17 protein-coding genes and 1 tRNA gene are annotated in these 25971 nt (G+C 61.8%); 10 read left to right on the forward strand and 8 right to left on the reverse strand.

The annotated features are described in order from the left end of the window. The first annotated feature begins 221 nt into the window (after positions 1-221). The 7 genes from BSY19_RS07500 to BSY19_RS07525 all read left to right on the forward strand — a co-directional run bounded on the left by BSY19_RS07500 (position 222) and on the right by BSY19_RS07525 (position 14227). The gene (locus tag BSY19_RS07500; RefSeq protein ID WP_069053607.1) at positions 222-3728 is read left to right on the forward strand and encodes a helicase-related protein; all 3507 of its coding nucleotides are present in this window, start codon (positions 222-224) and stop codon (positions 3726-3728) included. Between the two features lie 38 nt (positions 3729-3766). Beyond that, positions 3767-4633: an ASCH domain-containing protein gene (locus BSY19_RS27460; protein ID WP_150129527.1), complete on the forward strand. Its 867-nt coding sequence runs from the start codon at positions 3767-3769 to the stop codon at positions 4631-4633. Next, positions 4630-7527: a DUF1156 domain-containing protein gene (locus tag BSY19_RS07505; protein ID WP_069053608.1), complete on the forward strand. Its 2898-nt coding sequence runs from the start codon at positions 4630-4632 to the stop codon at positions 7525-7527. The genes BSY19_RS27460 and BSY19_RS07505 overlap by 4 nt, the downstream gene beginning before the upstream one ends. A gap of 23 nt (positions 7528-7550) precedes the next feature. Then, positions 7551-10892 (forward strand): DUF499 domain-containing protein, encoded by a 3342-nt coding sequence (locus BSY19_RS07510; RefSeq protein WP_069053609.1) that lies wholly within the window; start codon positions 7551-7553, stop codon positions 10890-10892. 102 nt (positions 10893-10994) lie between these two features. Beyond that, positions 10995-12341 (forward strand): hypothetical protein, encoded by a 1347-nt coding sequence (locus tag BSY19_RS07515; protein WP_150129528.1) that lies wholly within the window; start codon positions 10995-10997, stop codon positions 12339-12341. 366 nt (positions 12342-12707) lie between these two features. Next, complete coding sequence (locus tag BSY19_RS07520) at positions 12708-13127, forward strand: hypothetical protein (protein ID WP_069053611.1); 420 nt, start codon at positions 12708-12710, stop codon at positions 13125-13127. A 65-nt stretch (positions 13128-13192) separates the two neighbouring features. Beyond that, the gene (locus BSY19_RS07525; RefSeq protein WP_150129529.1) at positions 13193-14227 is read left to right on the forward strand and encodes a tyrosine-type recombinase/integrase; all 1035 of its coding nucleotides are present in this window, start codon (positions 13193-13195) and stop codon (positions 14225-14227) included. Between the two features lie 176 nt (positions 14228-14403). Here the strand turns inward: BSY19_RS07525 and BSY19_RS07530 are convergent, their stop codons facing one another. Genes BSY19_RS07530 through BSY19_RS07550 form a run of 5 tightly spaced genes read right to left on the reverse strand, consistent with a single transcriptional unit; the run spans position 14404 to position 18679 of the window. Continuing rightward, positions 14404-15144: an amino acid ABC transporter ATP-binding protein gene (locus BSY19_RS07530; protein ID WP_069053612.1), complete on the reverse strand. Its 741-nt coding sequence runs from the start codon at positions 15142-15144 to the stop codon at positions 14404-14406. After that, a complete protein-coding gene (locus tag BSY19_RS07535; protein WP_069053613.1) occupies positions 15144-15788 on the reverse strand; it encodes an amino acid ABC transporter permease in 645 nt (214 codons plus the stop codon). Before BSY19_RS07535 ends, BSY19_RS07530 begins: the two co-directional genes overlap by 1 nt. After that, positions 15788-16513, reverse strand: coding sequence for an amino acid ABC transporter permease (locus BSY19_RS07540; RefSeq protein WP_069053614.1), 726 nt, complete (start codon positions 16511-16513; stop codon positions 15788-15790). Before BSY19_RS07540 ends, BSY19_RS07535 begins: the two co-directional genes overlap by 1 nt. Before the next feature lie 19 nt (positions 16514-16532). Beyond that, positions 16533-17717 carry a pyridoxal phosphate-dependent aminotransferase gene (locus tag BSY19_RS07545; RefSeq protein ID WP_171905100.1) on the reverse strand — a complete coding sequence of 395 codons (1185 nt, stop codon included), beginning with the start codon at positions 17715-17717 and terminating at the stop codon, positions 16533-16535. A gap of 32 nt (positions 17718-17749) precedes the next feature. Then, positions 17750-18679 (reverse strand): transporter substrate-binding domain-containing protein, encoded by a 930-nt coding sequence (locus BSY19_RS07550; protein WP_069053616.1) that lies wholly within the window; start codon positions 18677-18679, stop codon positions 17750-17752. Positions 18680-18941: 262 nt separating this feature from the next. Here BSY19_RS07550 and BSY19_RS07555 point away from each other — a divergent pair, with 262 nt between their 5' ends. From BSY19_RS07555 to BSY19_RS07565, 3 genes are all read left to right on the forward strand, one after another. After that, positions 18942-19883: a LysR family transcriptional regulator gene (locus BSY19_RS07555; RefSeq protein ID WP_069056929.1), complete on the forward strand. Its 942-nt coding sequence runs from the start codon at positions 18942-18944 to the stop codon at positions 19881-19883. Positions 19884-19959: 76 nt separating this feature from the next. Further along, a complete protein-coding gene (locus BSY19_RS07560; protein ID WP_069053617.1) occupies positions 19960-22068 on the forward strand; it encodes a hydantoinase/oxoprolinase family protein in 2109 nt (702 codons plus the stop codon). After that, positions 22065-23885: a hydantoinase B/oxoprolinase family protein gene (locus BSY19_RS07565; RefSeq protein WP_069053618.1), complete on the forward strand. Its 1821-nt coding sequence runs from the start codon at positions 22065-22067 to the stop codon at positions 23883-23885. Before BSY19_RS07560 ends, BSY19_RS07565 begins: the two co-directional genes overlap by 4 nt. Positions 23886-24090: 205 nt before the next feature. Here the strand turns inward: BSY19_RS07565 and BSY19_RS07570 are convergent. The 3 genes from BSY19_RS07570 to BSY19_RS28125 form a co-directional block, all read right to left on the reverse strand. Beyond that, a tRNA-Arg gene (locus BSY19_RS07570) sits at positions 24091-24167 on the reverse strand. Between the two features lie 125 nt (positions 24168-24292). Further along, positions 24293-25438 (reverse strand): 3'-5' exonuclease, encoded by a 1146-nt coding sequence (locus BSY19_RS07575; protein WP_069053619.1) that lies wholly within the window; start codon positions 25436-25438, stop codon positions 24293-24295. Next, positions 25435-25809 carry a UvrD-helicase domain-containing protein gene (locus BSY19_RS28125; RefSeq protein WP_236840557.1) on the reverse strand — a complete coding sequence of 125 codons (375 nt, stop codon included), beginning with the start codon at positions 25807-25809 and terminating at the stop codon, positions 25435-25437. The genes BSY19_RS07575 and BSY19_RS28125 overlap by 4 nt, the downstream gene beginning before the upstream one ends. Between the last annotated feature and the right edge of the window lie 162 nt (positions 25810-25971).

Consider the following 25971-nt stretch of genomic DNA (forward strand, 5'->3'; position numbering starts at 1 on the left):
AAGCGGAGGCGCTCATCACGAAGCCTAGTAGCTGCGCTTGATCAGCGGCAGTGCCTTTTCGAGGTCCTCGGGCTTTGAGAGCGCGATCGCCGGTGCCGAAAGGCCGACGTTGGAGACATTGCGCGTGAAACCGGGTTCCAGCGTGATTGAGGCGGAGTGGACGTTGCCCGTCGATTGCTTTCTCGCGTCATTTCGCTGATCTAACCTGTGGAGTAGATCGCATGGGCGCTTTTGACGACATGAAGCCTGGCACAAGGCTCAAGGGCCTCGGGGCCGGGGGCATAGCTGAAGTTGTCTCTGTCTCTCGATTTGGACCGGACGCCGTCAATTTGGTATTTCGGGTCGATGGGCAGATCGGCGAGAGACTGGTCTACAGAGGCGAAGAGGCCGCCTTCGAGTTCATTGCCACCGGCCAGACCTATGCCTTCGATGCGGATGCGGCTCTGTTGAGGCTGGCGTCGGAAGCCTATCGAATTCGTCTCGCCCATCTTTTCGATCCATATCTTGCTGTAAGCGCGTCGCAGATCGAGGCGTTGCCGCACCAAATCACGGCCGTCTACGGCGAGATGTTGCCGCGTCAGCCCCTCCGATTCCTGCTGGCGGACGATCCCGGCGCGGGAAAGACCGTAATGGCCGGCCTCCTGATCAAAGAGCTTCTGATCCGAGGCGATCTTGAGCGCTGCCTGATCGTCGCTCCGGGAAGCCTGGTCGAACAATGGCAGGAGGAAATGGCCGAGAAATTCGGCCTGCATTTCGATCTTATCACCCGTGATCAGATCGAGGCATCCGTTACCGGTAATCCCTTCGTCGAGAAGAGCCGGCTGATCATGCGCCTCGATATGGCAGCGCGATCCGACGACTTGAAAGCGAAGCTGGAGGCGGCCGGCGATTGGGACCTCATCATCTGCGATGAGGCCCATCGCATGGCCGCATCCTATTTCGGCGGCGAAGTGAAGGAAACCCAACGCCACAGGCTCGGCAAGCTGCTGGGAACGCGCACGCGAAATTTCCTTCTGATGTCGGCGACGCCGCACAACGGCAAGGAAGCCGACTTCCAGCTGTTTATGGGCCTGCTCGATGCCGACCGCTTCGAGGGCCGCTTTCGCGAAGGCGTCCACAAGGCAGACGTGTCAGACATGATGCGGCGGCTCACGAAAGAAGAACTCTATCGCTTCGACGGAACGCCGCTCTTTCCCGAGCGTCGCGCTTATACCGCAAGCTTCGCTCTGTCGCCGGTCGAAGCCGATCTCTATCAGGCTGTGACGACCTATGTGCGCGAGGAGATGAACCGCGCGGATCGTTCAGGCGACGACAAGCGCCGATCCAACGTCGGGTTCGCGTTGCAAATCCTTCAGCGGCGCCTTGCCTCTTCTCCGGCCGCAATCCATCGCTCGCTCGAAAGGCGGCGGCGGCGTCTTGAAGACCGGCTGCGCGAAGAGCGGCTGATGCGCCAGACGGGTTCGGCGCCGCTAACGCACGCGCCGGCTTTGCCCAGCTACGATCCCGACGATCTCGACGAAGTGCCGGGCGCGGAAGCGGAAGACGCCGAGGAGCAGATTGTCGATCAGGCAACCGCCGCGGCCACGCTTGCGGAACTCGAAGCCGAAATCCTGATCCTCAAAGATCTCGAAGACCGCGCGCTTCGTCTGAAGCTGTCCGGCCAGGACGCCAAATGGCGCGAGCTTGAATCGATCCTCGACGAGCCATTGATGCTCGATGCGAAGACCGGCCTCCGGCGCAAGGTGCTTATTTTCACCGAGCCGAAGGACACGCTCGAATATCTGCAACAGAAGATCGGCGCGCTGGTTGGTGATCCGTCGGCCGTGGTCGTGATCCACGGCGGCGTCGCGCGCGAAGCACGGCGTGGGGCCATAGCCGCCTTTAATTCCGATCCGCGGGTGCGGGTGATGATCGCCAATGATGCTGCGGGCGAAGGCGTGAACCTTCAGCGCGGCGCGCATCTGATGGTGAACTACGATCTGCCCTGGAACCCGAACCGTCTTGAACAGCGCTTCGGCCGCATCCATCGCATCGGCCAGACCGAAGTTTGCCATCTTTGGAATCTTTGCGCGGCGAACACGCGCGAAGGCGAGGTCTATCGTCGGCTGTTGGAAAAGCTGGAAGAGGCCCGTACGGCGCTCGGCGGCAAGGTTTATGACGTGCTTGGCGAATTGTTCGAAGGCCACGCGCTGCGCGATCTGCTCGTCGATGCGATCCGCTATGGCGACCGACCGGAAAAGAAGGCCGAGCTGTTCCGCAAGGTCGATGGCGCGGTTGATGTCGAAACGATCGAGAAGCTGGTCGCCGAACGCAAGCTGACCTCCGAGGGCATGAACCCGAGTTCGGTCGCCGATATCCGCGAACAGATGGAGCGCGCCGCCGCCCGCCGTCTGCAACCGCATTTCATCGGCGCGTTCTTCCGCGAAGCTTTTACGATGCTCGGCGGGCGGATAGCCGAGCGCGAAAAGGGTCGTTTCGAGATCCTGCGCACGCCCTCGATCCTGAAGGAGCGCGACCGGTTGATTGGGCGCGCCGATCCAGTGTTGGATCGCTATGCTCGCATCACCTTCGAGAAATCCCTGATCATCGGCCAGCCGCAGGCCGAACTGGTGGCGCCGGGGCATCCTCTTCTGGAAGCGCTGGTCGATGTGATCCTCGAACGCTTCCAGCCGCTGCTCAATCAGGGCGGCGTGCTCGTAGACGATACCGACGAGAGCCTTGATCCAAAGCTTTTGGTCTATCTCGAACACGCGATCCGCGATGCGCGTACCGGCCGCTCCGGCGAACCGCGCGCGATTTCCCAGCGCCTTCAGTTCTTGTTCTTGAAGGAAGACGGTTCGGCAGCGGATGGCGGTCCCGCGCCCTATCTCGATTGCCGGCCAATCACGCCGGAGGAGCGCGTGGCGGTAGCCGATACGATCGTTGCGCCTTGGCTTTCCGGGAATGTCGAGGCGCAAGCTCTCGGATATGCAGTGCGATCGCTGGTGCCCGATCATCTGAACGAGGTCCGCACGCGCCGGATCGCGGAGATCGATAAGGTGGAGCGCGAGGTGCGCGCCCGCCTCAATCGCGAAATCAATTATTGGGATGCCCGCGCCGCCCGGCTTCGCGAAGAGGAGCGCGCGGGCAAGGAACAGCGCATCAACGCCCAGAACGCGGAAGCGACAGCGGCGCGTCTCGTGGAGCGGCTGCACCGGCGCCAATCCGAACTGGACCGAGAACGCCAGATCTCTGCCCTCCCGCCGGTCTTGAAGGGCGCGGCGCTGGTGATCCCCGCTGGGCTACTTAAGGCAAAAGCCCCGTCGCAGCCAACGAGCAAGCCGACTGGGTTTGCCGAAGACCCGATCCAGCGCGCCGTCTCCGAGCGGATGGCGATGGAAGCGGTCTTCGCGGCCGAGCGGGCGCTTGGCCACGAGCCCCGGGACGTGTCGGCCGAAAAGAGGGGCTGGGACATCGAGAGCCGCGATGTCCGCACCGGCCATCTGCGCTTTATCGAGGTCAAAGGTCGGCACGCGGATGGACGGGACGTCATCCTGACCAAGAACGAATTGCTCGCGTCGCTTAATGTCGCTGAGGCCTTCATTCTCGCCGTGGTTCAGATCGACGAGGGCTTCGTGCGCGAGCCGGTCTATGTCCGCCAGTTTTTCAAAAGAGAATTGGGGTTCGCAGAGACCGCAGTGGTTTTTAACGTTGCGGACCTGCTATCCCTCGGCCGCGCGCCCGGCTAGGGCAGCGCGAATCATTTGCTTTTGAGTGCGGAGACGGCGTGAAGGCCATCATTATCGACGAACCATGGATTTCCATGATCCTTTCCGGCCAAAAAACCTGGGAAATGCGGAAATCCGCCAATCACGACCGTGGCCTCGTCGGGCTCATCAGGAAGGGGTCCGGCCACGTTGTCGGTGTTGCTGAGCTTGTTGCATCATTGCCGGCCATCGATCCCGAGGACTACGCCGCAACAGAACATCTCCACGGCATCCGAGGCGAGCGACAGACTTGGGCGATCACAGAAGGATATACGGTTCCATGGGTTCTGGCGGGCGCGCGACCTCTGACCCGTCCCGTTGCCTATCGCCATAAATCTGGCGCGCAGAGCCGGGTCATTCTCGACGAGGACGTTGGCAGGGCTGTTCGGGATCAACAGCCAAGTGAAACGAAGAGTCAGACCGTGCCAGTCACCACGGTTGATGCTCCGCTTGTGCCGCTGCGCCCACGAACTGAAATGCCAAGGGTACCGCTTTCTCGAACTAGAGAGACCCCCGACAGTCGAATTGACGGGGATTGGGCGTGCGTCTCGCTCACTCAAGGAAACCTCAACAGCGGCCATTTTTATCTACGCTCGATCCTGGAGTTTTTTCCCGCGGCGGCGGTCGGTGGCAGCGACAAGGGTCAGATTGCTTCTTTGCTCCTCGATTTAGCCATCGAAGGCGTCGGCACCGTCCGCACGGATATTACCGGCCCGGATCGTCTAGGCCGCCCTGGCAAAAGCAATCATCGGCTTTTCCGTGACCGAACATCGATTGCAAAGTTCTTCAAGGCGACCGGTGCCGAGGCGGGTGACCTGGTGATGATCGAACGCAGAGGACCTCAATCATTTCACGTCACCTTGAAGAAGGCAGCGAGCCCGTTATGACCCTTCGCAAGAAACTCATCGAGGTGTCGATCCCGCTCGAAGCCATCAACGTCGCCTCGGCGCGGGAAAAGTCGATCCGGCACGGTCACCCTTCGACGCTGCATCTCTGGTGGGCGCGCCGCCCGTTGGCAGCTTGCCGCGCGGTCCTGTTCGCTCAGCTGGTGGACGATCCCTCAAGCTGGCCGGATCGCTTCCCGACTGAGGAAGCGCAGGATATCGAACGCCGCCGGCTGCATCGCATCATCGAGGACATGGTGCCGTGGGAAGCCTCGAACAACGAAACGATCCTGAACGCCGCCCGATGGGAGATCGCACGCTCTGTCGCCTGGGGCCTCGGCGAAGAGCCACCTTCCAGGGGTGACGGCAAGGCGACCCTCGATTACCTGCAAACCAAGGCGCCGCCGGTCTATGACCCCTTCTCGGGCGGCGGATCAATCCCGCTCGAAGCACAGCGGCTTGGCCTACGCGCCTATGGGTCGGATCTGAACCCCGTCGCGGTGCTGATAGGTAAGGCGCTGGTGGAAATCCCGCCCAAGTTCGCCGGCAAGCCTCCGGTCAATCCGAAATCCCGCTCTGAGATTGCGCGTGGCGGCACTTGGAACGGGAAGGGCGCGCAGGGTCTTGCCGAGGATGTGCGATACTACGGGCAGTGGATGCGCGATGAGGCCGCAACGCGCATCGGCCATCTTTATCCAAAAGCGAAACTCCCCGATGGCTCTGAAGCGACGGTCATCGCCTGGCTTTGGGCGCGCACCGTTCGCTCGCCCGATCCGGCGGCCAAAGGTGCTATGGTGCCGCTTGTCTCGTCATTCATGCTTTCAACCAAGGAAGGGAAGAAATCTTGGGTCGCACCCGTCATTGACGCCAACGCGCCCGATGGTTGGCGCTTCGAGGCAAGAACGGGGGCTCTCTCCAAGCTCGATGAAAAGGCGCTTGCCGAGGGCACGAAATCCGCTCGCGCAACCTTCCGATGCGTTCTAACCGGTGCAACCATGACCGGCGAATACATCGACGCCGAAGCACAGGCCGGCCGCATGAATACGCGTCTGATGGCGCTAGTTGCGGAGGGAAATCGAACCAGACACTTTTTGTCTCCAAATCTAGAGCATGAGCGAGCAGCAGAAAACGCTGCCCAAAAACTTGCAGCAGATGGTGACGAATTGGATCTCCCTCGGCAGGAGTGCCGCGGTACATTCGCGAGCAATGCCCAAGGGCGGCGCTACTCATTTGTTACATTTGCAGATTACTTCACACCACGCCAGCTGATCATTCTCACAACGTTTTGTGACTTGGTATCTCATGCTCGAGAGAAGGTCCTAGCGGATGCATCCGCAGCTGGACTCGGTGATGCCGAGGCGCGCTTACAAGACGGGGGCCTCGGGACGCATGCATATGCTGATGCAATTGCAACCTATCTAGCGCTGGCAGTCGACCGATCCGTTATGGGAGGAAACTCCCTCACACGATGGAACCCGGTCGGCCCAAAAGCTCAGCACGCGTTCGGTTTGCAGGGACTAGCGATGATCTGGAGCTTCGCGGAGACAAACCTAATGGGCGAAGCCACCGGAAGCTTCGATTCCGGCTACGAGATGGTCGTGAATGCCCTTATTTCGACAAACACGACCCCCGGTTCAATCGTCGTAATGGATGCCGCTGCAGCGACATATCCCTCCGATAATTTTGTCTTTTCAACAGACCCTCCTTATTACGACAATATCGGATACGCTGACCTATCAGATTTCTTTTACGTTTGGCTGCGGAGATCGCTTAAATCAGTTCATCCAGAGGCCGTTCGTAGGCTAACAACACCAAAAGAAGAAGAACTAATAGCAAGCACATATCGCCATGGTGGAAAGGCCGGAGCGGAGGCGTTTTTTTTAACGGGCATGAGTAGAGCGCTCGCGAAACTCAGCCAGTCGGCTTCCGATTCAGAACCACAAACACTTTACTATGCGTTTAAACAAGCTGAAGCCACGCGAGAAGGAGTTACTTCGGCAGGCTGGGCGACCTTTCTGCAAGCTGTAGTCGATGCTGGTTTTTCTATCGACGGCACTTGGCCCCTCCGAACCGAAATGGCTACTCGAATGGTGAGTATGGACGCAAACGCGCTTGCGTCTTCGGTTGTCCTAGTCTGTCGCAAGCGACCAAATGACGCCAAAACCGTCATCAAGTCTGAATTCATTAGAGAGTTGAAGCGCGAACTGCCTAGCGCAATCGACAAAATCAGGAAAGCCGGTGTTGGCCCGGTGGACATGCAGCAATCGGTCATCGGCCCCGGTATGGGTGTGTTCTCGCGCCACGCGAAGGTTCTAGAAGACGACGATAGCGCGATGGCTGTGAAGACGGCGTTGTCGCTCATCAACCGCGTCTGGGAAGAGATCGACCAGGAGCTCGACGCCGCCTTCGACGCGGAAACGCAGGTCGCGCTTGCCTGGTTTGCAACCTTTGGCTTCGACGCACGCGCTTCTGGCGAGTTGATAACCCTTGCCAACGCGAAGAACATCGGCACGAACGCGCTCTTTGAGTCCGGCGTGTTCAAGGATTTGAAGGGCAAGACGGCCCTGACGCCGCGCGACGAACTGCCGAGAGGCTGGACGCCGGCAAGCGACAAATCCCTCACCGTCTGGGAATGCGCTCAACACACCGCCCGCGTCTTGAACGCCGAGGATGGCGGCAGCACCGCAGCCGGCCGGCTGGTTGCCGAAATGGGGCCGAAGGCTGCAGAGGCCCGGGCGCTCGCTTATCGCTTGTTCGAAATCGCCACGCAGAAGGGTTGGGCCGCCGAGGCGCTGATCTATAACGAACTCGCCCAGGAGTGGCCGAAGCTCGAGGATCTGGCGTCTAACGCTGCGGCGGCGGTTTCGAGCGAACCTGTCCAAGGCACGTTGCTGTGAGCAAAGCGGAGGTCGAGGGACGCATGTCGCACGAGATCGAAGGCACCAAGCGGGTGCGCGACACGCTGGACTTTGTCTTCAGACCGGTCCTCGACGGTTTTGTCGAGGCCAATATGAAGGCCAAGCATGGCCTGCGCTGGCTGCACTATGCCAGCCGATCCGCCGGCCAAGGCCCCAACGATGCGCTCGACGTCTACGGCCTCTGCAAGACCATCTTGGACAACTGGAACGAGGTTTTTGGCGCCCGTTTTGATCGCAAGACCGTTCACAAGGCGCGCCGTCTCGTCTCGACCGTCTTCGAGGCACGCAATGCAACATCGCACCTGAACCTGCCGCTGAGCGATCCAGAGGCGCTGACTTTTCTCTGGGCGATCGCGGAAACCGCGATACTGCTCAAGGCGCCCTCCGAGACCATCGATCAGATCAAGGCGGTCTACGCGGCACAGCGCTCGACCGGCATTGAGGCTGGCAAGATCGATCCCGCTACCCCCAGCGAGCCGAAGCTTGTTGAAGAGCCGAAACCATCGGCGCAGCTGGATCTGAGTGGGAATGAAGCGCAGGGCAAGGCGTTAAAGCCTTGGATCGAGGTTGCGCTGCCCCATCCCGACGTCATCGCCAACCGGTTCAAGGAATCGGAGTTCGCGGCCGATCTATTCGCGGTCGATGCTGGTTACGCCGGCGAAGGCTACGCGACGCCCAACTCATTCTACAGCATCACCTTCCTCACCGAAGGCTTGAAGCGCGTTCTGACGACCGCCGCCCAACGCCTCGGCGGCGGTGGCGGCGATCCCGTGATCGGCCTGCAAACCGCCTTCGGTGGCGGCAAGACGCACACGATGCTCGCAATCTTCCATCTGGTGAAGCATCTGCGCGATGGCGGCGATCCGCGCGGCTTGCCGGGCCTCGGCGAAATCCTCGATCGGGCGGGGGTGTCGTCTCTGCCGAAGCCGAAGATGGCCGTATTCGTCGGTTCGTCGAAAGGCGCGGACGTTTCGCTGAACCTGAAGGATGGGCCGCGCGTCAACACGCTTTGGGGCTATATCGCCTGGCGGGTTGCGGGCGATGCCGGATTGAAACTCGTTGCGGAGGCGGAGGCCGCGCGCACAAGCCCCGGCTCCGAACTGATGGTTGAAGTGTTCAAGCTCGCCGGGCCGAGCGTGATCCTGCTCGACGAACTGACGATGTTCGCCCGCCAGCTCGACGACGACCGCTTCGAGGCTTTCCTGTCGTTCATCCAGTCGCTCACCGAAGCGGCAAAGATGGTGCCGGGCATTCTGATCGTCGGCTCGCTGCCGGAAAGTCACGCAGAGGCCGGAGGCCCGCGCGGCGAAGCAGCGCTGCTGCGGCTTGAGAAAATCTTCGGCCGCATACAATCAGCCTGGCTACCCGCCTCCGGTGATGAAACCTACGAGATCATCCGACGGCGCCTGTTTCAGCCGCTCGATGCCGAAGGCGAGAAGGCGCGCGACGAAACCGTCAAAGCTTTCCACGATCTCTACAAAAAGAATTCTGCCGAATTCCCGCCCGAAGTAAAGGAAGCGCGCTACCTCGAACTGCTGCGCCTGTCCTATCCGATTCATCCCGAACTGTTCGATCGGCTCTCGAAGGATTGGGCGAGCCTCGAGAAATTCCAGCGGACGCGCGGCGTGTTGCGCTTCATGGCGAACGTTGTCGGCGTGCTGTGGCACGGCCAGATCCGCGATCCTTTGATCACGCCTGCGCGTGTGCCTGTCGCTCATGAGCGCGTGCGGGTGAGCGTCCTCTATCCTCTCGACCCGGCATTCGGATCTGTGGTCGATAAGGAAGTTGATGGCGAAGGATCGCTGCCGAACCGGATGGAAGCGAACCCCTCGCGACGAATCTCGCAATTGCGGGCCGCGACCCGTGCTGCACGGGCCGTCTTCATCTGCTCGGCGCCGCTGGTGGGACAACCGAATGCTGGGCTCACCGGCCAGGGCCTGCGCCTGGCCTGCGCCGAACCCGGCGATCAATTGGCGATCTTCGGTGAAGCACTGCGTGAGCTCACCGAAAAGGCCACTTATCTCTATGAAGAGGCCGGGCGCTATTGGTTCTCTACCCAGCCGACGCTGAACCGGCTCGCTGACGACCGCGCCAAGGCACTGCCCGATCACGAGGTCGATGCGGCAATCGCGGACGTGCTTCGCGAGGACGCGGGCAGCAAGGGCGGCTTCTATCGCGTCTTCGCCGCGCCGGACGATCCGGTCACCATCGATGAGGCGCAATCGCTGTCCCTCGTGATCCTGAGCCCCGCGCTGGCGCATGCTGGAAAAGGCACGGCAAAGTCGCCCGCGACCGATGCCGTATCCGAAGCGCTGATGCGCTGCCGGGCCTCGCAACGCCGGCTGCGCAATACGCTCGTGTTCGTGGCGCCGGATGAAGCAAATCTCGCCACCGCCCGCGAGGTGATGCGCAAGGCCATGGCGTGGTCGTTAATCGACAAGGACAGTCGGCTTCAACAGCAGATGACACAGGCCCAGGCGGCGGACGCAAAAGATAAGGCAAAAACGAATCGAGAGTCGGCGTCGAAGGCAATCCGCACAGCCTGGAGCCACATCCTTTATCCGGTGAAGAGCGAAACTGCGGGTAAGCCGTTTGACCTCGAACATAGCCTGATCTCGTCCCGAGATCGTGCGGCGATCCCGGTCGTCGTTTACGACAAGGCGAAGGCGGATGGCATCGTCCTTGAGAAGCTGGGCACCGAGCGGCTGTGGCATTCGCTCAGGCCGATCTGGCCGGATGATCGGCCGCATCTGACGATCGCCGAGATCGCAGACTGGTTCGCGGCTTATGTGTATCTGCCGAAGGTCCGCGACAAAGTGGTCCTGGAAGGCTCCATCCGCGACGCGGTTGGCAAGCTTGATCCGCAGTTTGGTTATGCAGACGGCTTCGATGAGGCCGCGGGTAGGTATTCAAAACTGCTTTGGGCGAAGAGCCCGCCCGAATTCGCGTCGCCGACCGCCATGATCGTTCGAGAAGCTGAAGCGCAAGAGCAGATCAAACAGGATCGCGCCCCAGCGCCGCGGCCGGAAACGGAGGCACCTCCCGGCCAGCAGCCGCAATCGGATCAGCATCCACCAGACCAACCCGGACCGACGCCGCCGGCGAAACCACGACGTTTCTACGGTTCGGTGGAGCTCGATATGGTGCGCCCTGTGAAATCGTTCGACGCGATCCTCAATGCCGTCGTCATGGAGCTGCAGCGCACCCAAGGGGCGAAAGTGAAGCTCACACTTGAGATCGAGGCAGAAGCCAACGACGGGTTTGCCGAGGGCGAGGTGAGCATTGTTCGCGACAATGCCCGACAGCTGAAATTCAAAGCTGAATCAACCGGCTTCGAAAGCTAAACAGTGAGAGCGCCAAGCTTTCTCGTGCTGCAGCGTTTTTGGACCGCGGCATATTCATGGAAGCGAGCACGCTCATCAATGCGTCACGCATAGGGGCGAACGATGCCGAGCGGCCCCGCCAAGCGGGATGATTTGATCGCATGCGTGATCGCGGGAACGCTGTCGCCTGCGGAAGCCGAAGCTGAAGCTGCGCGCCTTGGACTGCGTGCCATCGAGTACCGGCCCGATCCGAATGATTTTGATCCCATGCAGGAGCAATTCTGGACGCTGCCGATGGCTGTCGCCTGGGTAGCCTACCGGACGGCGGAGACAGTTCGGGAAAATTGGGACAAGTACCGGCTGGAATGCGTGCACTGGCTTTACAGCGACCAGCTTAAGGCGCCGGGTCGCTCAGGCTTCGACCTGTTTCATTTCGCTCCCGCCAACCTTCGGCGCTTGAAAATGGCTGAGAAGCTCGAAGAGGTGAGGGATCTTGATCCCGATTACTTGATGCCTGTCTCGAATGCGATCGACGCCCTTTGGCAGGCGTTGCGCGGCTCCTGTTTCGAAGCCTCAGGAATCGAGCGGGAGAGCGGCAAGCGTGAGATAATCGACGCCCTGCGGCTTCAGGATCTCGTCTTCGGAGAAGATGAACATCGCGACGTGATGCGCCAACGCGCTCCAATCGGCATTGGACCAGTCCGCTACACGGATATCACGGTGCCGATGGGTGGCGTCCGAGGCCACTGGGGTGTTCGGCCCCTTGCCACGCGACAGGCGAAGCTCCCGGATCTCATGCGGCCGGACGGTCTCGGCGTTATGCCGCTCTATTGCGCCGCGCAATGGATTGCGACGGAAGGCGGCACAATCGATTTCGATCCGACCGATCTTGATCGTTGGAGAGCGGCTTATGGCGAATTGCTCGCGCGCATCTCGTCCGACGAAATGAAGGTCATCGGGTTTCGCGATGGAATGCGGGAGCCGGTACCAGGATATCAGTTCGCCGGTGTGAAGGTGTCCTATCCTTTCGCCGACACGCCAATCGCTTTGGTCCTCAGTGATGAAATGTATCTGCAATCCTACGCCTACACCTGCGAGAAGGATTGGCTTGAAGGCCTCGACGATAGCCTCCTCAAGCATCGGGGACCAAAATGGGCGCGGTTGGTCCTCCTGCGGGCTGATGTCGCGAAGCTGTGGCCGTTTGCGCAGGCTGGCGGCGATCTACCTGATCCGTATCCATTGACCTATCGGTCGGGAGGACCCGGCAGGCCATCATCAATGCATCTTGTTGAAGCTGAGTTCCGTCGCCGATGCGCTCTAGCGACCGTCGAGGTCTCGATGGCGAAAGAGTCTGTCTACCTGGCCGCTTGGCTGAGGTCTGCCCATCCTACCGCCCCGCCCCTGACGCCCAAAACGATCCAGAACCGACTGCTGTCGGCATTCCGCGCGCACGCGGCATCCGGAAAATAAAATATCGGGAGAATATCGGGCGACTTTTTCGGGCGTCGCCCTTCAAGCAGATCTGTCCTCGCAACTCCGGCAATCGCTGGCAATCGACAGGACAGGACAATGCTTCACAACGATACCACACAAGCCGACCCCGCTCGATTCCTTCGCCGGGGCGATGCCGCGCAGTATGTCCAGGCGAGGTTCGGCTTTCCTTGCTCCCGGCAATGGCTGGCGAAGCTGGCCGTGACCGGAGGCGGGCCGGTCTATCGGAAAGCTGGCAGAACGCCGATCTATGCTCCGGCCGATCTTGACGCGTGGGCCCGCTCGCGGATTGGGGCCCCCCAGCGTTCCACGTCGGACGGATCGTCCCGCGCAGGGACCTGACAGATGGGCAGGCGGCATCCAGATTACAGGCGCATCAAACTTCACCGCACCTACACGATCGCCGAGCTGGTGGGACAGTTCGATGTCCACGCCAACACCATCCGGAAATGGCGACGCGAAGGATTAGAGACGGTCGACGACAGGCGGCCCGCCCTGTTCCATGGCTCGACCGTTCGCGCCTTTCTCACGGGCCGACGCGAGAGCGCAAAGAAGCCCACTGGGCCCGGTCGTATCTACTGCCTTCCCTGTCGCGAGCCGAAAACGCCGGCCGGCGGGATGGTAGACTATCGGCCTGAAACGGCGACGGGTGGCAAGCTGGAGGGCCTATGCCCGGACTGTTCCCGCTTGATCGTCCGCTACGTCTCGCGCGCCCAACTGCCCACGATTACCGCCGGCCTCGATGTCCAGTTTACCCATGCATAGCCACGCCTAGGGGAAGGTCGATGACCCCTCGTGAACTGTGACTTCGACAGGAAGATCCAAACACGATGAAGATCAACGGCAAAAATGAGCGCATCAAGCGCGAGTATGCCCGTTATCTCAGGGACGCGCGCGGCCAAAGCGATAGCTCCATCGATGCTGAACTGGCGTCGATCGCGCGGTTTGAAGCCTTCTACAGATCGAGAGATTTCGCTGCCTTCCGCAATCGGCATGCGTCCGCTTTCAAAGAGCATCTGGCCCTCTGCCGGAATGAGCGCACACGGGGGCGCATTGCCGAGACGACACAACTCCACATTCTGTCGGGACTGCGGAAGTTCTTCGTATGGCTGGCGGATGAGGACGGCTACCGCAGCCGGATCAAGCGGTCCGATGCCGACTATTTCAATCTGGGCCGCAGGCAAACCGCGATCGCGCGTACCGTGCGGGACGTCGAGGGACCGACGATCGACCAAGTGCGGCGCGTGGTCGAGACGATGCCGCACGCGACTGAGGTCGAGATGCGGGATCGCGCTGTCATGGCTTTTGCAATGCTTACAGGCGCGCGCGACAACGCCATCGCGTCTGTGAGGATGAAGCATCTCGATCTCGCCAAGAGCGTAGTCGTCCAGGACGCGCGCGACGTTCGGACGAAGGCCAGCAAGACCATCGAGACGTGGTTCTTTCCAGTCGGCGAGCCCTTCGCCGGTATTTTGGAAGACTGGGTGGCGCATCTCCAAGAGCAGTGGTTATGGGGCCTCGACGACCCGCTCTTTCCGAAAACTCACATAACCGTCAGCGACAATCGGCGCTTCGCCGCCGGCGGTCTGATGCGCGAGTGTTGGGCCACTGCCACGCCCATTCGCGCCATCTTCAAGCGAGAGTTCGAGCGCTGCGGGCTGCCCTATTTCAACCCGCACAGCTTGCGGAAGACACTTGTCCGTCTCGGGCAAGAGCGCTGCCAAACGCCGGAGCAGTTCAAAGCGTGGTCGCAGAACCTCGGCCATGAGAACGTGCTGACGACCTTCACCTCGTATGGTCACGTCGCTCGCACTCGCCAACGCGAGATCATTTTGGGACTTGGAGGGCAACCGTCTGCCGTTTAACGCGACGAATTGGCCGGCATCAGTGGACCTTATCAATCGGTCAGAATCCGCGCGGTAGCGATTTGGTAGCTACCCAGCCTGATGCACGACTAGCGTCATTAGCGGTGCCATCTAGATTTACTGGCTTTCATGCGCTTAGGCGGCCCGTCGACGTCCAATATTGTAGATAAAAGAAGCTACAGCTTCAGCAAGATTTTGTTCAGGAACTCTCGCGTCCGCTCCGCGCGCGGCGTGCTGAAGAATTCCTCGACGGGCGCGTGCTCGACGATGCGGCCCCGGTCCATGAAGATCACCTCATCGGCAACTTCGCGTGCAAATCCCATCTCGTGCGTGACAACGAGCATAGTCATGCCGCCCTGCGCCAGATCGCGCATGACATACAATACTTCCGCGATCATTTCGGGGTCGAGTGCCGAGGTCGGCTCGTCGAACAGCATGGCCTTGGGCTCAAGTGCCAGCGCGCGCGCAATCGCCGCGCGCTGCTGCTGCCCGCCGGACAATCGGCCAGGGAATTTTTCGGCCTGATCGACTATTCCGACGCGCCCCAGATAATGGAATGCTAGTTCTTCCGCCTGCTTGCGCGAAAGCCCCTTCGCCTTTATCGGCGCCAGCGTGATGTTGTCCAAGACCGTCATGTGCGGATAAAGCTCGAAATGCTGGAAAACCATTCCGACAGCTCGACGCAGCTTCGGCAGGTCCTTGCAACCGCGCACGGACACGCCGTCCACCCATACATCGCCATTCTGGAAGCGTTCGAGGCCGTTAATGCAGCGCAGCAGAGTGCTCTTGCCGGAGCCGCTCGGCCCGCAGATCACGATGCACTGGCCGGCGTTGACCGATAGCGAAACGTCATCCAGCGCGACGAAGCTGTCGAAGCGCAGCCCCGCATTCTCGACCTTGATGATCGGCTGATCCATCAAACGGCCTCTTTCTCAAAATACCGAGCGACACGCGAGAAGCCATAGCAGACGACGAAATAGATTGCCGCGACCGTCACATACAGCTCGACGGGCCGCACGGTCCGCTCCGCGATCGACACTGCCGTATGCAGCAATTCGCTGTAGCCGATGATGTAGACCACCGTCGTTCCCTGGAACACGACGATGCATTGCGTGATGAGCGCCGGCAGCATAGCGCGGATCGCCTGCGGCAGTATGATGTGGCGCATGGTCTGCGCATAGGTCAGGCCGGAAGAGAGCCCTGCCTGGATCTGCTTGGCGCCGACGGACTGGATGCCCGAGCGCACGATCTCGGTGAAGTAGGCCGCGAAGAAGACGATAAAGGCGACGATGATTGAGGTGAGATCGTTGACGTTGCGCCCGGTGATTAGCGGCACCAGGAAATAGAACCAGAACAGGATGAGGATGAGCGGATTGCTGCGCAGCACGTTAACGAACGCCGTGCAGGCGCCGCGGAGCCAGCGACGGTGGCTTAGGCGGCCGATCGCAATCAGGCATCCGAGCGGCAGGCTGAACACTATCGAGACCAACGTGAGCTGGACGCTCTTGGCCAATCCGCTCATCAACAGGGGAAAGTTCGCGATGACAACCTGCCAATCCATCAGAGCCTCGATTCATCGCGCTTGATCAGACCGGGAATCTGATAGCGCCGTTCGAGCCAGGACATGAACAGGACGACCATGATCGCCGTGGCGATGTAGGTCAGCGAAGCGACCGTATAGGCCTCGATGCCGCGGAACGACCATGCCTCGATCCGGCGTGTCGTGGCCGTGATCTCGATGACGCCGATCGTCAGCGCGAGCGCCGTGTTCTTGAATACAGTCAGGAATTCCGAGGTCAGCGCCGGGATGATTATGCGCAGCGCATAGGGCACGATCACGTAGCGGTAGACCTGCACCTGCGTAAGACCGGTCGAGAGCCCAGCCTTGAACTGCCCGGGCGGAATGGCGCGCACGGCGGAGCGAATCTGCTCGGCCAGCCGCGCAGACGTATAAAAGGCAATGCCAATCATCGCCGTCCAGTACGGCACGTGGTCGAGCCGGTTCCACCAGAAGCTGAAATCCCTTGGCAGCATCTGCGGCACGACATACAGCCACAGAAAAAGCTGCACGATCAGCGGGATATTGCGGAAGATTTCGACATAGGTCGCGCCGATGGCGCGCAGCAGGCGCGAATTCGTCACGCGTAGCACGCCGATCAGGATGCCGAGGAACAGCGCCAGCACCCAAGCCAGCAGGGCCAGGTGGAACGTCGTTAGGATGCCTTCGACGATCCAGCCGAAATAGGGCTCGCGCCAGAGCAATCCCCAGTCGAATTCATAGCGCATGCGCCCTCGCTCCCCGGGCTCAGATCGACGTCAGGTAGCGCTGGAGCCTGGTCAAACCTTCCTCGATCTCGGGCAGCGGCGCGTTGAACACGAACCGGATATGCCCCTCTCCCATACCGCCGAACACTGCCCCCGAAAGGCCGCTGACCCGGGCATTGGCGAGTAACCGGCTGGCGAACTCGTCCGACGACAGACCGAAGCTGCTGATGTCGGGGAACGCGAAATAGGCGCCGGCTGGCATCGTGCAGCGGATGCCCGGGACCGCACGCAGGCCCGCAACGAGCGTGTTGCGTTGTGTCTCGTAGTTCCTGGACACTTCCTCGATGGAGAGCGTGCCCTGCGCATAGGGTCCGTCGAGCGCGGCCGCCGCACCGGCCTGCACGAAGGACGTCACGCAGGTGAACATGTGCGAAAGCACCATCCGGATGCGCTCGCTCACGTCGGGAGCGGCGATCACCCAGCCCACGCGCCAGCCGAACATGTTGTAGGTTTTGCTCGCCGTCTGAATTGAGATCGTGCGCTCGCGCATGCCCTCGATCGTGGCGATGCTGACATGACGGTTGTCATCGAACAGGAAGTGCTCGTAGGCCTCGTCCATCACCACCCAAAGGTCGTGCTCTATGGCGATGCGGGCGATCTCGAGCATTGTCGCGATCGAAAGGATTGCGCCGGTCGGGTTGTGTGGCGAGCACAGCACGATTGCTCGCGTCCTGGGGGTTATGCGCGCGACGAGATCCGCTGGATCGAGCTGGAAATCGTTCTGGGGCCGGATCGGGAACGGAACCGGCGTCGCGCCGGTCAGGCGGATCATCGGGTCGAAACTGAGCCAGCCCGGATCTTCCAGCAGTACCTCGTCGCCCACATCGACGATGGCGAGCAGCGTCGCCACGATGCCGGCCTTGCCGCCCGGACTGACCGAGATTTCGGTGTCTGGGTCGATGACCATGTCGTTTGCGCGCGCCATCTTGCGCGCGATCGCGGCCCGGAATTCGGGAATGCCGCGCGGGTCAGCATACATCGACGCCTGCGGTTGCTCGAGGTAGCGGACCGCCGCTTCCTTGATATGGGCCGGCGTATCGAACTTCGAGCCGAAGTCGATCACGCTGACGCCGCTCGCGCGCAACTCCCGGATGCGCCGCATCGATGCCAAGGAAGATGAGAACCGCATCCGCTCTAGGCGTGGCGCGAAGCTACGGTTGGACATCGGCAGAACTCCGGGAACGGCGGACGCGCGCATTACTTGTTTTTCAGCCAGTCCTCGATGCCGAACGGGCACTGGCCGTAGAGCACGGTCTTGGTCTGCTCGGAGATTGGCAGCGCGAAGCCCGCCTTCGGCTTGTTCTCGCCGAACCACTCATCCCATAGCTTGTCGTACCCACCCGTATGGATGAAGTAGCAAAGCGCATGGTCCACGGTGCGCTTCCACTTGGAATCGTTCTGCGGAAGGATGATACCATTGGGCGTGCACATCAGGTCGGGGCCGGAAACCGCCCATTCGTCCGGGTTCTGTGCGCGCAACGCCAGCGACTTGAGTGCGACGTCGAGCGTAACATGCGCGTCGGTCCGACCCTGTTCCAGCGCGAGGAAGCCGACCGCATGTGTCGGGAACGTCACGAGCTGCACTGGCGGTTTGATCTTGCCGGTCTGGCCCATTTCCGTGAGCAGCTTCTGCTCGACGCTGCCATTGGTGACGCCGATGCGCTTGCCGGCGAGGTCGGAGACGGCGTTCACCGGCATGGACTTGCGATGCAGTGTCTTCACGCACACCGCGTTATTGATAAGCGAGAAGTCGACAACCTGCTCGCGCTCGACGGTCTTGCCAGTCGAGCCCAGCACCCAGTCGAGCGATCCGTTGACGATGAGCGGGATGCGGGTCTGCGGCGTGACCTTCCGGAACTCCAGTTCCAGCTTGGTGTCCATCTTCTTCTCGATCAGGGCGTGTAGAGCCCTGCTGAGATCGACAGCCCAGCCGGCGACCTCACCCTTCTCGTCGACATAGCCAAATGGAGGCGTGCCCTCCTGTGCGCCAGCGATGATCTTCTTGTTCTGCAGGACACGGTCGTACTTGCTCTGGACCTGGGCATCCGCAGTTGCCAGGGCGATCGGCAGAAGGACGATGCCGGTTGCGAGGCGCAGGCCAACTTTGAGAAACAGGCGCAGGCTCATCTCAGTCCCTCCACGGGATGATCGCCAGCGCCCCTCGGCGCTGTCGCAGGGATAGGTTCCGGGGATTCCACCGTTTTTTCTCGCTTCTTTCGGAAAGGCCCGTATTAGCGCGTGGCCGGTTTGGAATCCGCCGAAACCCACGTTACCGGATTAAAGTGCTTGCTGCGGACGCGGCTTGTCCAATCCCCTGTTTGTATAGCCGCAATCAGATTTATTTATCGGCTGCTTCACAGGTAGGACGACGTGCGACAGGATGCTGCGCATGATCGACTTGCGGAACCTCGAGACCTTCGTCTGGGTGGCGCGGCTGGGCGGCTTCCGCCGCGCGGCCGCGAAGCTCAACATGACCCAGCCCGCCATCTCGGCGCGGATCTCGCTGCTGGAGCAGGACCTGCGCCTGCAATTGTTCGAGACGCGCCCGCGTCGCGGCGTGCTCACCCCGTCCGGGCAGGAATTGTTGCGCTATGCCGAACGCATCCTCACTCTGAAGGACGACATGTTGCGCGCCGTGGGCGGCAACACTTCCTACAAGGTCGCGCTCAAGATCGGCGTCCCGGAAAGCATCGTTCATACTTGGCTGGCGATTCTCGTAGACACGCTTTCGCGCAACTACCCCACTCTTACGCTCGATGTCGAAGTGGATTCCACGACGAACCTTCGGGAAAGTCTCTCCGCCGGCCGCCTCGACATCGCGATCACGAACGGGCCCTTCAACGATCCGAAGATCCGCTCGGAACTACTATGCGCTTTCCCGATGGCGTGGATGGCAAGCACGTCGCTGCCGATTGCACGCAACGGCGCTGACCTTGCCTCGCTCACGGCCTATCCGGTCATCACCTTCCGGCGCGGTTCGGCTCCCTATGCGACCGTGCGCGAGTTCCTCGACCGGAACGGGTTCGCGACAGCGCGCATGTTCGCAAGTTCTGCCATTGCTGGCATCGTGCGGATGGGGCTGGACGGTATCGGAACTTGCGTGCTGCCCGAGGGGGTCATCACCAGCGAATTGCAGGACGGGCGAATGACTGTCCTCGATGTCGGCATCGAACTTCCGCCGCTCGATTTCTACGTTAACGTATCGCGCGACACGGATGTCTGGCTCGCCCGCCAGGTCGTCGAGATGTCGATCCAGGTAGCGCGCGACTATCTTGACGAGCGGACATGGGGATCAAAGAAATTGATCGGCGGAATCCAAAATCAGGATTAGACCCGCCCGCCCACTTGCCATGAAAGTCGCGCGGTTGCTCGCGTCACCCTGACGCCAGCTCGATCGGACTTCACCAATGGATCCGCAGCATTCACGGGCGTTTCGTGTCGGCATTGATGTCGGCGGCACCTTCACTGACATCGTCGCCACCGGCAGTGACGGTCGCATCCTCGTGCGCAAGGTCGCCTCGACCACGGGCGACCTGAGCCTGGGCAGTTCGCGCGGCGTGTCCGAACTGCTTAACGAAAATGCCATCCGCGCCGATGAGGTCGATGTCGTCGTCCATGCCACGACCACCGCGACCAATGCCGTGCTCGAAGGCAAGGGAGCGCGCACCGCGCTCATCACCACGGCCGGCTTCCGTGACATTCTTGAGTTTCGGCGCGTGCGCGTGCCGGAATTGTACAATCTCGGCTACGTCAAGCCTGCCCCGCTCGTGCCGCGCAGCCTGCGCTTCGAGGTCTCGGAGCGACTGGGACCGCTCGGGGAGATTTGGCGGCCGCTCGACGAGGACAGCGTGCGCGTCGCCGCCGCGCGCATCCAAGCTTCCGGCGCCGAAGCGGTGGCGATCTGCCTGCTGCATTCCTATGTCAATCCCGAACATGAGAAGCGTGTGCGCGCTATCGTTGAGGAGATGCTGGGCGACAAGCTGTTCGTGACCTGCTCCCACGAGATCCTGCCCGAGATGCGCGAATACGAGCGCACGAGTACCACCGTCATTAACGCCTATCTCGGCCCGGTGATGAAGGCCTATCTCCAGCGCCTGGAGGAACGGCTGACTGGGCTCGGCACTGGACGTTCGCTGCACGTGATGACGTCCGGCGGCGGCCAGATGAGCCTGAAGGCCGCCATGAACAAGCCTGCCTATCTGGTCGAATCCGGTCCAGCGGCGGGCGTGATAGCTGCCGCGCGCATCGCGAAGCGCCTCGACCTGCCCAACATCATCACGCTCGACATGGGTGGCACGACCGCGAAGACGGCGATCGTCGAGCATGCCGAGCCAGCCAAGACCAGCGAATTCGAGGTCGGCGCCGGCATCAACCTGTCGAGCAAGCTCGTGCGGGGCGCAGGTTACGCGATCAAGCTGCCATTCATCGACGTGTCGGAAATCGGCGCGGGCGGCGGCAGCAAAATCTGGTTCGACAAGGGCGGCGTACTCAAGGTCGGCCCCGAGAGCGCAGGCTCCGAGCCCGGCCCAGTCTGCTACGGCAAGGGCGGCACGGTCGCGACCCTGACCGATGCCTTCCTCACGCTCGGCTACGTCAACAGCAAATATCTCGTCGGCGGTGCGCTGGGTCTAGAGGCCGGCATCTCGCAGGAGGCCGTACGCGCGCAGGTCGCCGAGCCGCTCGGTATCGACCTGCGCGATGCGGCCTATGGGGCGGTGACCGTCGCGGTTGCCAACATGGTCCGTGCGGTCAAGTCGGTTTCGACCTATCGCGGCCGCGATCCACGCGGCTACACCCTCATCGCCTTCGGCGGCAACGGCCCCCTCGTCGGCGCGATGATCGCGCACGAATTGTCGATGCCGCGCGTGCTCGTGCCTCCCCATTCCGGCGTGCTCAGCGCCTACGGGCTGCTGATGGCCGATCACGAGCAGGAACTCGTGCGCTCCTATCCGGCCCGCACCGCCGAGTGCGATCCGGCGGCGCTCAATGCAGCCTATGAGGAACTCTCGCGCGAGGCGGTCGATACGCTGAGCGCAGAGGGTTTCGCGCCGCAGGATATCGAGGTCCGCCGCTTCGCCGACCTGCGGTATGTCGGCCAGGCCTATGAACTGACGGTTCCGGTCGCCGGCACCGGCGTGCCTGTCATGGCCGAGGTCGATGCAGCCTTCCATGAAGAGCACCGCAAGACCTATTCGCACATGTCGAAATCCGAGCCGGTCGGGCTTGTCAGCATCCGCATTGTCGCGAGTGTGCGCACGCCGCAGCCTGCCGAAGAGCCGGCCGACGCTCCGGAAGCCGCAGCGGACGCGCCTCCCGTGACGCGGGATGTCTATTTCGGTGCCGTGCGCGGGCTGCATGCAGTGCCCGTGCTGCGCCGCGCTGGTCTGCGCGAGGGCGAACGCGCCGGGCCGCTGCTGGTCGAGGAATACGACTCGACCTGCCTTGTGCCGCCGGGAGCAACCGCGCGGGTCGACCGCTGGAACAACATCGTCATCACGCTGGAGCCCCGCGCATGAGCAGACGCTTCGACCCTATCACGCTCGACGTGATCCAGAACGCGCTCGGCTCGATCGCCGACGAACTGGCGCTCGTCATCATGCGCTCGGCCTATTCCAACATCGTGCGCGACGCGATGGATTACTCCACTGCCGTCTGTGACCATGAAGGCAGGACGGTTGCACAGGGCCTGACGACGCCCGTGCATCTCGGCTCTTTCCCGGATGCAATGCGCGCTTTGGTCTCGCAGTTCGCAGGCCGCATGTCAGATGGGGACATCTTCATCTTCAACGACCCCTATGGGGCCGGCGGCATGCACCTGCCGGACTTCTACATCGTGAAGCCTGTCTTCGTCGGTAGCTGCGTCGAGGGCTACATCGCGACGCTCGCCCACCAATGCGACATAGGTGGCCTCGCCCCCGGTGGCATGGCCGTGTTCGCAACGGAAATCTATCAGGAAGGGCTGCGCATCCCGATTCTGAAGCTGCACGATGCGGGCGTAGCAAACGAGGCCATCCCTCAGATCGTTGCGAAAAACTCCCGCCAGCCGGTCGAGGTGCTGGGCGATATACGCGCGCAGATCGCTGCCTGCGGCAATGGCGAGAAGGGCCTGCGGCAACTGATCGAACGCTACGGTGTCGACGAGTTCCGTCGCTACACCGCCGAATTGCACGACTATGCCGAACGCCTGATCCGGGCCGAGATCAGCGCCTTGCCCGACGGCACCTACGAATTCGAGGATTTTTTGGACGGGCTGGGCGAGAACCCCGAACCGATCCGCTTCAAATGCGCGCTGATCATCGCCGGGGACCACATTACCGTCGATTGGGAGGGCACCTCTCCGCAGGTCAAGGCGGCGATCAACGGCCCGATCCCGACCACGCATGCCATGGCCTATCTCGCCGTGCGCTGCGCCATCGGCGTCGCAATCCCCAATTGCGAAGGCTATATGCGCGCCATCACTGTCAAGGCACCCAAGGGCTCGATCGTGAACCCGAACGAGCCGGCCGCATGCGGCGCGCGCGGCGTCATCTGCTTTCGCATGTATGACGCCATGCTGGGCGCGTTCTCGCAGATCCTGCCCAACCGCATCCCCGCAGCCAACGAGGGCGGCTCGTCAGCACCACACATTGCGGGCCGCACGCGCGACAACCGGCCGTTCCTGATCTCCGGCGGGCTGATGGGCTGCTGGGGCGGCAGCGCCGTGCGCGATGGGCAGGAAGGCATCTCCAATCCGGCCGCCAATCTCGGCAACGCGCCGATCGAACTGGTGGAATCACGCCTGCCCGTCGAGATTACCTGCTATTCCTTCGTGCAGAATTCCGGCGGCCCCGGACGGCATCGGGGTGGCGTCGCGCTGATGCGCGGATACCGCCTACTCGAGGAGGAGGCGGAACTCGTGATGCGCTCCGACCGGCGTGCCGTTTTGCCCTATGGCCTCTTCGGCGGCGAGCCGGGCACGCCTTCCTGGAATTTCATCAATCCCGGCCCCGACCAGGTCGTCCTACCCGTCTGTCCGTTCGCGAGCGTGCCGATGAAGCAGGACGATATCTTCCTGCACATCCAGGCCGGTGCCGGTGGCTATGGCGACCCGCTCGAGCGGGCGCCGGCGAAGGTGCTTCTCGACTTGCTCAACGAACTCATCACGACCGACTATGCCTCGGACGTTTACGGCGTGGTCATCGTGGATGGGGCCGTAGACGAGGTTGCGACGGGGGAACGGCGGCGCGCGCTGGCATCCGGCGGCGCGATCGCCAAAGCGAGCTATCTCGACCATTTCGCCAGGTCCACATGCACCGAGGGTCTGGCAAGGAAGCCGAACGCCAGTCCTACCTAATTGGTGAATTGATAGACGACAGCACCGATCAACGATGCAGAAGTCGTTCCCAGAGGAGCTCAGTCGCAAAGGCGTGGTCGCAGCACCAATGCGAATGCCAAGTCGACATTTCTAGCCGTGGCTACTCGGTGGCTATCCGAGTCAGCCGCCCCCAATGTAAACAGGCGCGTGCAGTAAATTACTGTAATGAATTCAAATGTTTAAATGGCGCGCCCGACACGATTCGAACGTGTGACCTTTGCCTTCGGAGGGCAACGCTCTATCCAGCTGAGCTACGGGCGCAATCCGTGGATGCTGGATAGCCGATCGCGCGGCGCGGGGCAACGAGGGAATTGCGACTGAGCAAGGGCCGTTCAGGCAAGGGTCACACGTTCGGACCGTGTCGGGCGCGCCGCGGTTGTGGCGCGTCATCCTTTCCGGAAGTCGTCGAGAAACTCCGACGCAGGCTCGACGCCGGTTACAAGCAAGTGATCCCGGGCGCGGGTGCAGGCGACGTAGAGCAGGTGCCGTTCCGTGTTGTAGACTTCTTCGAGATCGGCATCGTCGGCCACGCTCTCGATGCGCTCCTGCAGCGGGATGACCTCATCGTTGCACGCCATGACGACCACGGAGCGGAACTCCAGTCCCTTCGCGAAATGCATGGTCGCGATCGCGATTGCACCATCCTCGATCTCGACCTTGTCGTTCAGTTCTACGAATGCCGCACCGGCTAGCTTGATCGCTGCCCTCGCTCGTTTGATTTCGGCATCCGACCGAACGACGACACCCATTTCGTGCGGCCTGCAGCCTTCGGCAAGCCGCTTCGAGATCCAGGCTGAGACTACCCCAGCCTCATGCTCCGGACTGCCGGCGATCACGACGTCTGGCGGCGCTCCGTCGAACATCGATACGGTGCCGCGACGGCCTTCCGTGTTGCCGTCAATATCCGAGATGGTGCCTGGCAACAGCCTGTCGGCGTGAGAGCGGATCTGATGCGATGTGCGGTAGTTGATCCGCAGCGTGAACGAGCGCCCGCGCACGTCGAGGCCCAGAGCCTTCCAGGAGAAGGGCTGTTGGAAGATCCGCTGACCTAGATCGCCGGCGAAGAACAGGCCATCCGGCCGCTCCCCCGTCAGCGCTGCCAGGAAGCGTGCCTCGGCGACGCCGAGGTCCTGAGCCTCGTCGACGACCGCATGATCGAAGGGACGCGCCTTGCCGCTCGCCAGATGCTCCGTAAGCCGGCCGAAGATGTCTGCCCAGGTGACGAGCTTGCGCTCTGCCATTGCCGCCCGCGCCTGCTCGAAGATGGTCCAGAGCGCCTCGCGCTGTTTGCCGCCGATACGCGTCTTGCGACCCAGCCGGGAGACATCGCGATAGGCCTCCCAGTTCTTGAGCTGCCAAGCGTCAGCGATGTCGGTCCATTCGCCGAACAGGAAATGCACCGAGAACTTTTGCTCCGGGAACTCGGCTGCCGCCTTGGTGAGGAAGTTACGGACCAGCGATGCCGAGGCGATCTGGGGCTGGCCGAACCATTCGGTGTAAAGCTCGTATCCGAGCGCCGTCAGCGCCTTCACGGCGATGTGCGTGCAACAGCATCGTCGGATGGCACCAGGGTCAACAGCTTGGCGCGCAGTGCGTTCGCGAGCGGCTTCGAGAAGGTGGTGAGAAGCACGCGGCTGGTTGGATTGGCGCGCGCCAGATGGACGGCACGGTGAAGGGCGACAATCGTCTTGCCGGTTCCGGCCGAACCAGAGACGCGTGCAGGACCGGTGAAGGCACGCTCGACCAGCGCACTCTGTGCCGGGTGCAGGAACACTGCCCATCTGTCCCAAGGATAGTCGAGAGCCTGCCGGAGCTCCTCAGCATTGGTGAGCACGCGGAAGCGGCGCTGAGCGTCGGGGTGCGCGAAAGGATCGGCTTCGGCTGGCACCGGCTGCGGCGGCACCCCGCCAGCGGATAAGTCACCAGCCAACAGGCATGCGAAAGGGCGAACTGCGCGGCGAACACGGCCGGTCGACTGAACTCTGAAATGGGGCAGATGTGCCATCGAGGCTGAGAGGCGCTCGCGTCGCGCTCTTGCGTCTCAGGGCAAACGACGATGCCTGCC

The organism is Bosea sp. RAC05, assembly GCF_001713455.1.
Lineage (GTDB): Bacteria > Pseudomonadota > Alphaproteobacteria > Rhizobiales > Beijerinckiaceae > Allobosea.

What these genes read in the sequence shown, in the direction of transcription:
- BSY19_RS07500 (WP_069053607.1), top strand. Translation starts at nt 222, where the DNA reads ATGGGCGCTTTTGACGACATGAAGCCTGGCACAAGGCTCAAGGGCCTC.
- BSY19_RS07505 (WP_069053608.1), top strand. Translation starts at nt 4,630, where the DNA reads ATGACCCTTCGCAAGAAACTCATCGAGGTGTCGATCCCGCTCGAAGCC.
- BSY19_RS07510 (WP_069053609.1), top strand. Translation starts at nt 7,551, where the DNA reads ATGTCGCACGAGATCGAAGGCACCAAGCGGGTGCGCGACACGCTGGAC.
- BSY19_RS07515 (WP_150129528.1), top strand. Translation starts at nt 10,995, where the DNA reads ATGCCGAGCGGCCCCGCCAAGCGGGATGATTTGATCGCATGCGTGATC.
- BSY19_RS07520 (WP_069053611.1), top strand. Translation starts at nt 12,708, where the DNA reads ATGGGCAGGCGGCATCCAGATTACAGGCGCATCAAACTTCACCGCACC.
- BSY19_RS07525 (WP_150129529.1), top strand. Translation starts at nt 13,193, where the DNA reads ATGAAGATCAACGGCAAAAATGAGCGCATCAAGCGCGAGTATGCCCGT.
- BSY19_RS07530 (WP_069053612.1), bottom strand. Translation starts at nt 15,144, where the DNA reads ATGGATCAGCCGATCATCAAGGTCGAGAATGCGGGGCTGCGCTTCGAC.
- BSY19_RS07535 (WP_069053613.1), bottom strand. Translation starts at nt 15,788, where the DNA reads ATGGATTGGCAGGTTGTCATCGCGAACTTTCCCCTGTTGATGAGCGGA.
- BSY19_RS07540 (WP_069053614.1), bottom strand. Translation starts at nt 16,513, where the DNA reads ATGCGCTATGAATTCGACTGGGGATTGCTCTGGCGCGAGCCCTATTTC.
- BSY19_RS07545 (WP_171905100.1), bottom strand. Translation starts at nt 17,717, where the DNA reads ATGTCCAACCGTAGCTTCGCGCCACGCCTAGAGCGGATGCGGTTCTCA.
- BSY19_RS07550 (WP_069053616.1), bottom strand. Translation starts at nt 18,679, where the DNA reads ATGAGCCTGCGCCTGTTTCTCAAAGTTGGCCTGCGCCTCGCAACCGGC.
- BSY19_RS07555 (WP_069056929.1), top strand. Translation starts at nt 18,942, where the DNA reads ATGATCGACTTGCGGAACCTCGAGACCTTCGTCTGGGTGGCGCGGCTG.
- BSY19_RS07560 (WP_069053617.1), top strand. Translation starts at nt 19,960, where the DNA reads ATGGATCCGCAGCATTCACGGGCGTTTCGTGTCGGCATTGATGTCGGC.
- BSY19_RS07565 (WP_069053618.1), top strand. Translation starts at nt 22,065, where the DNA reads ATGAGCAGACGCTTCGACCCTATCACGCTCGACGTGATCCAGAACGCG.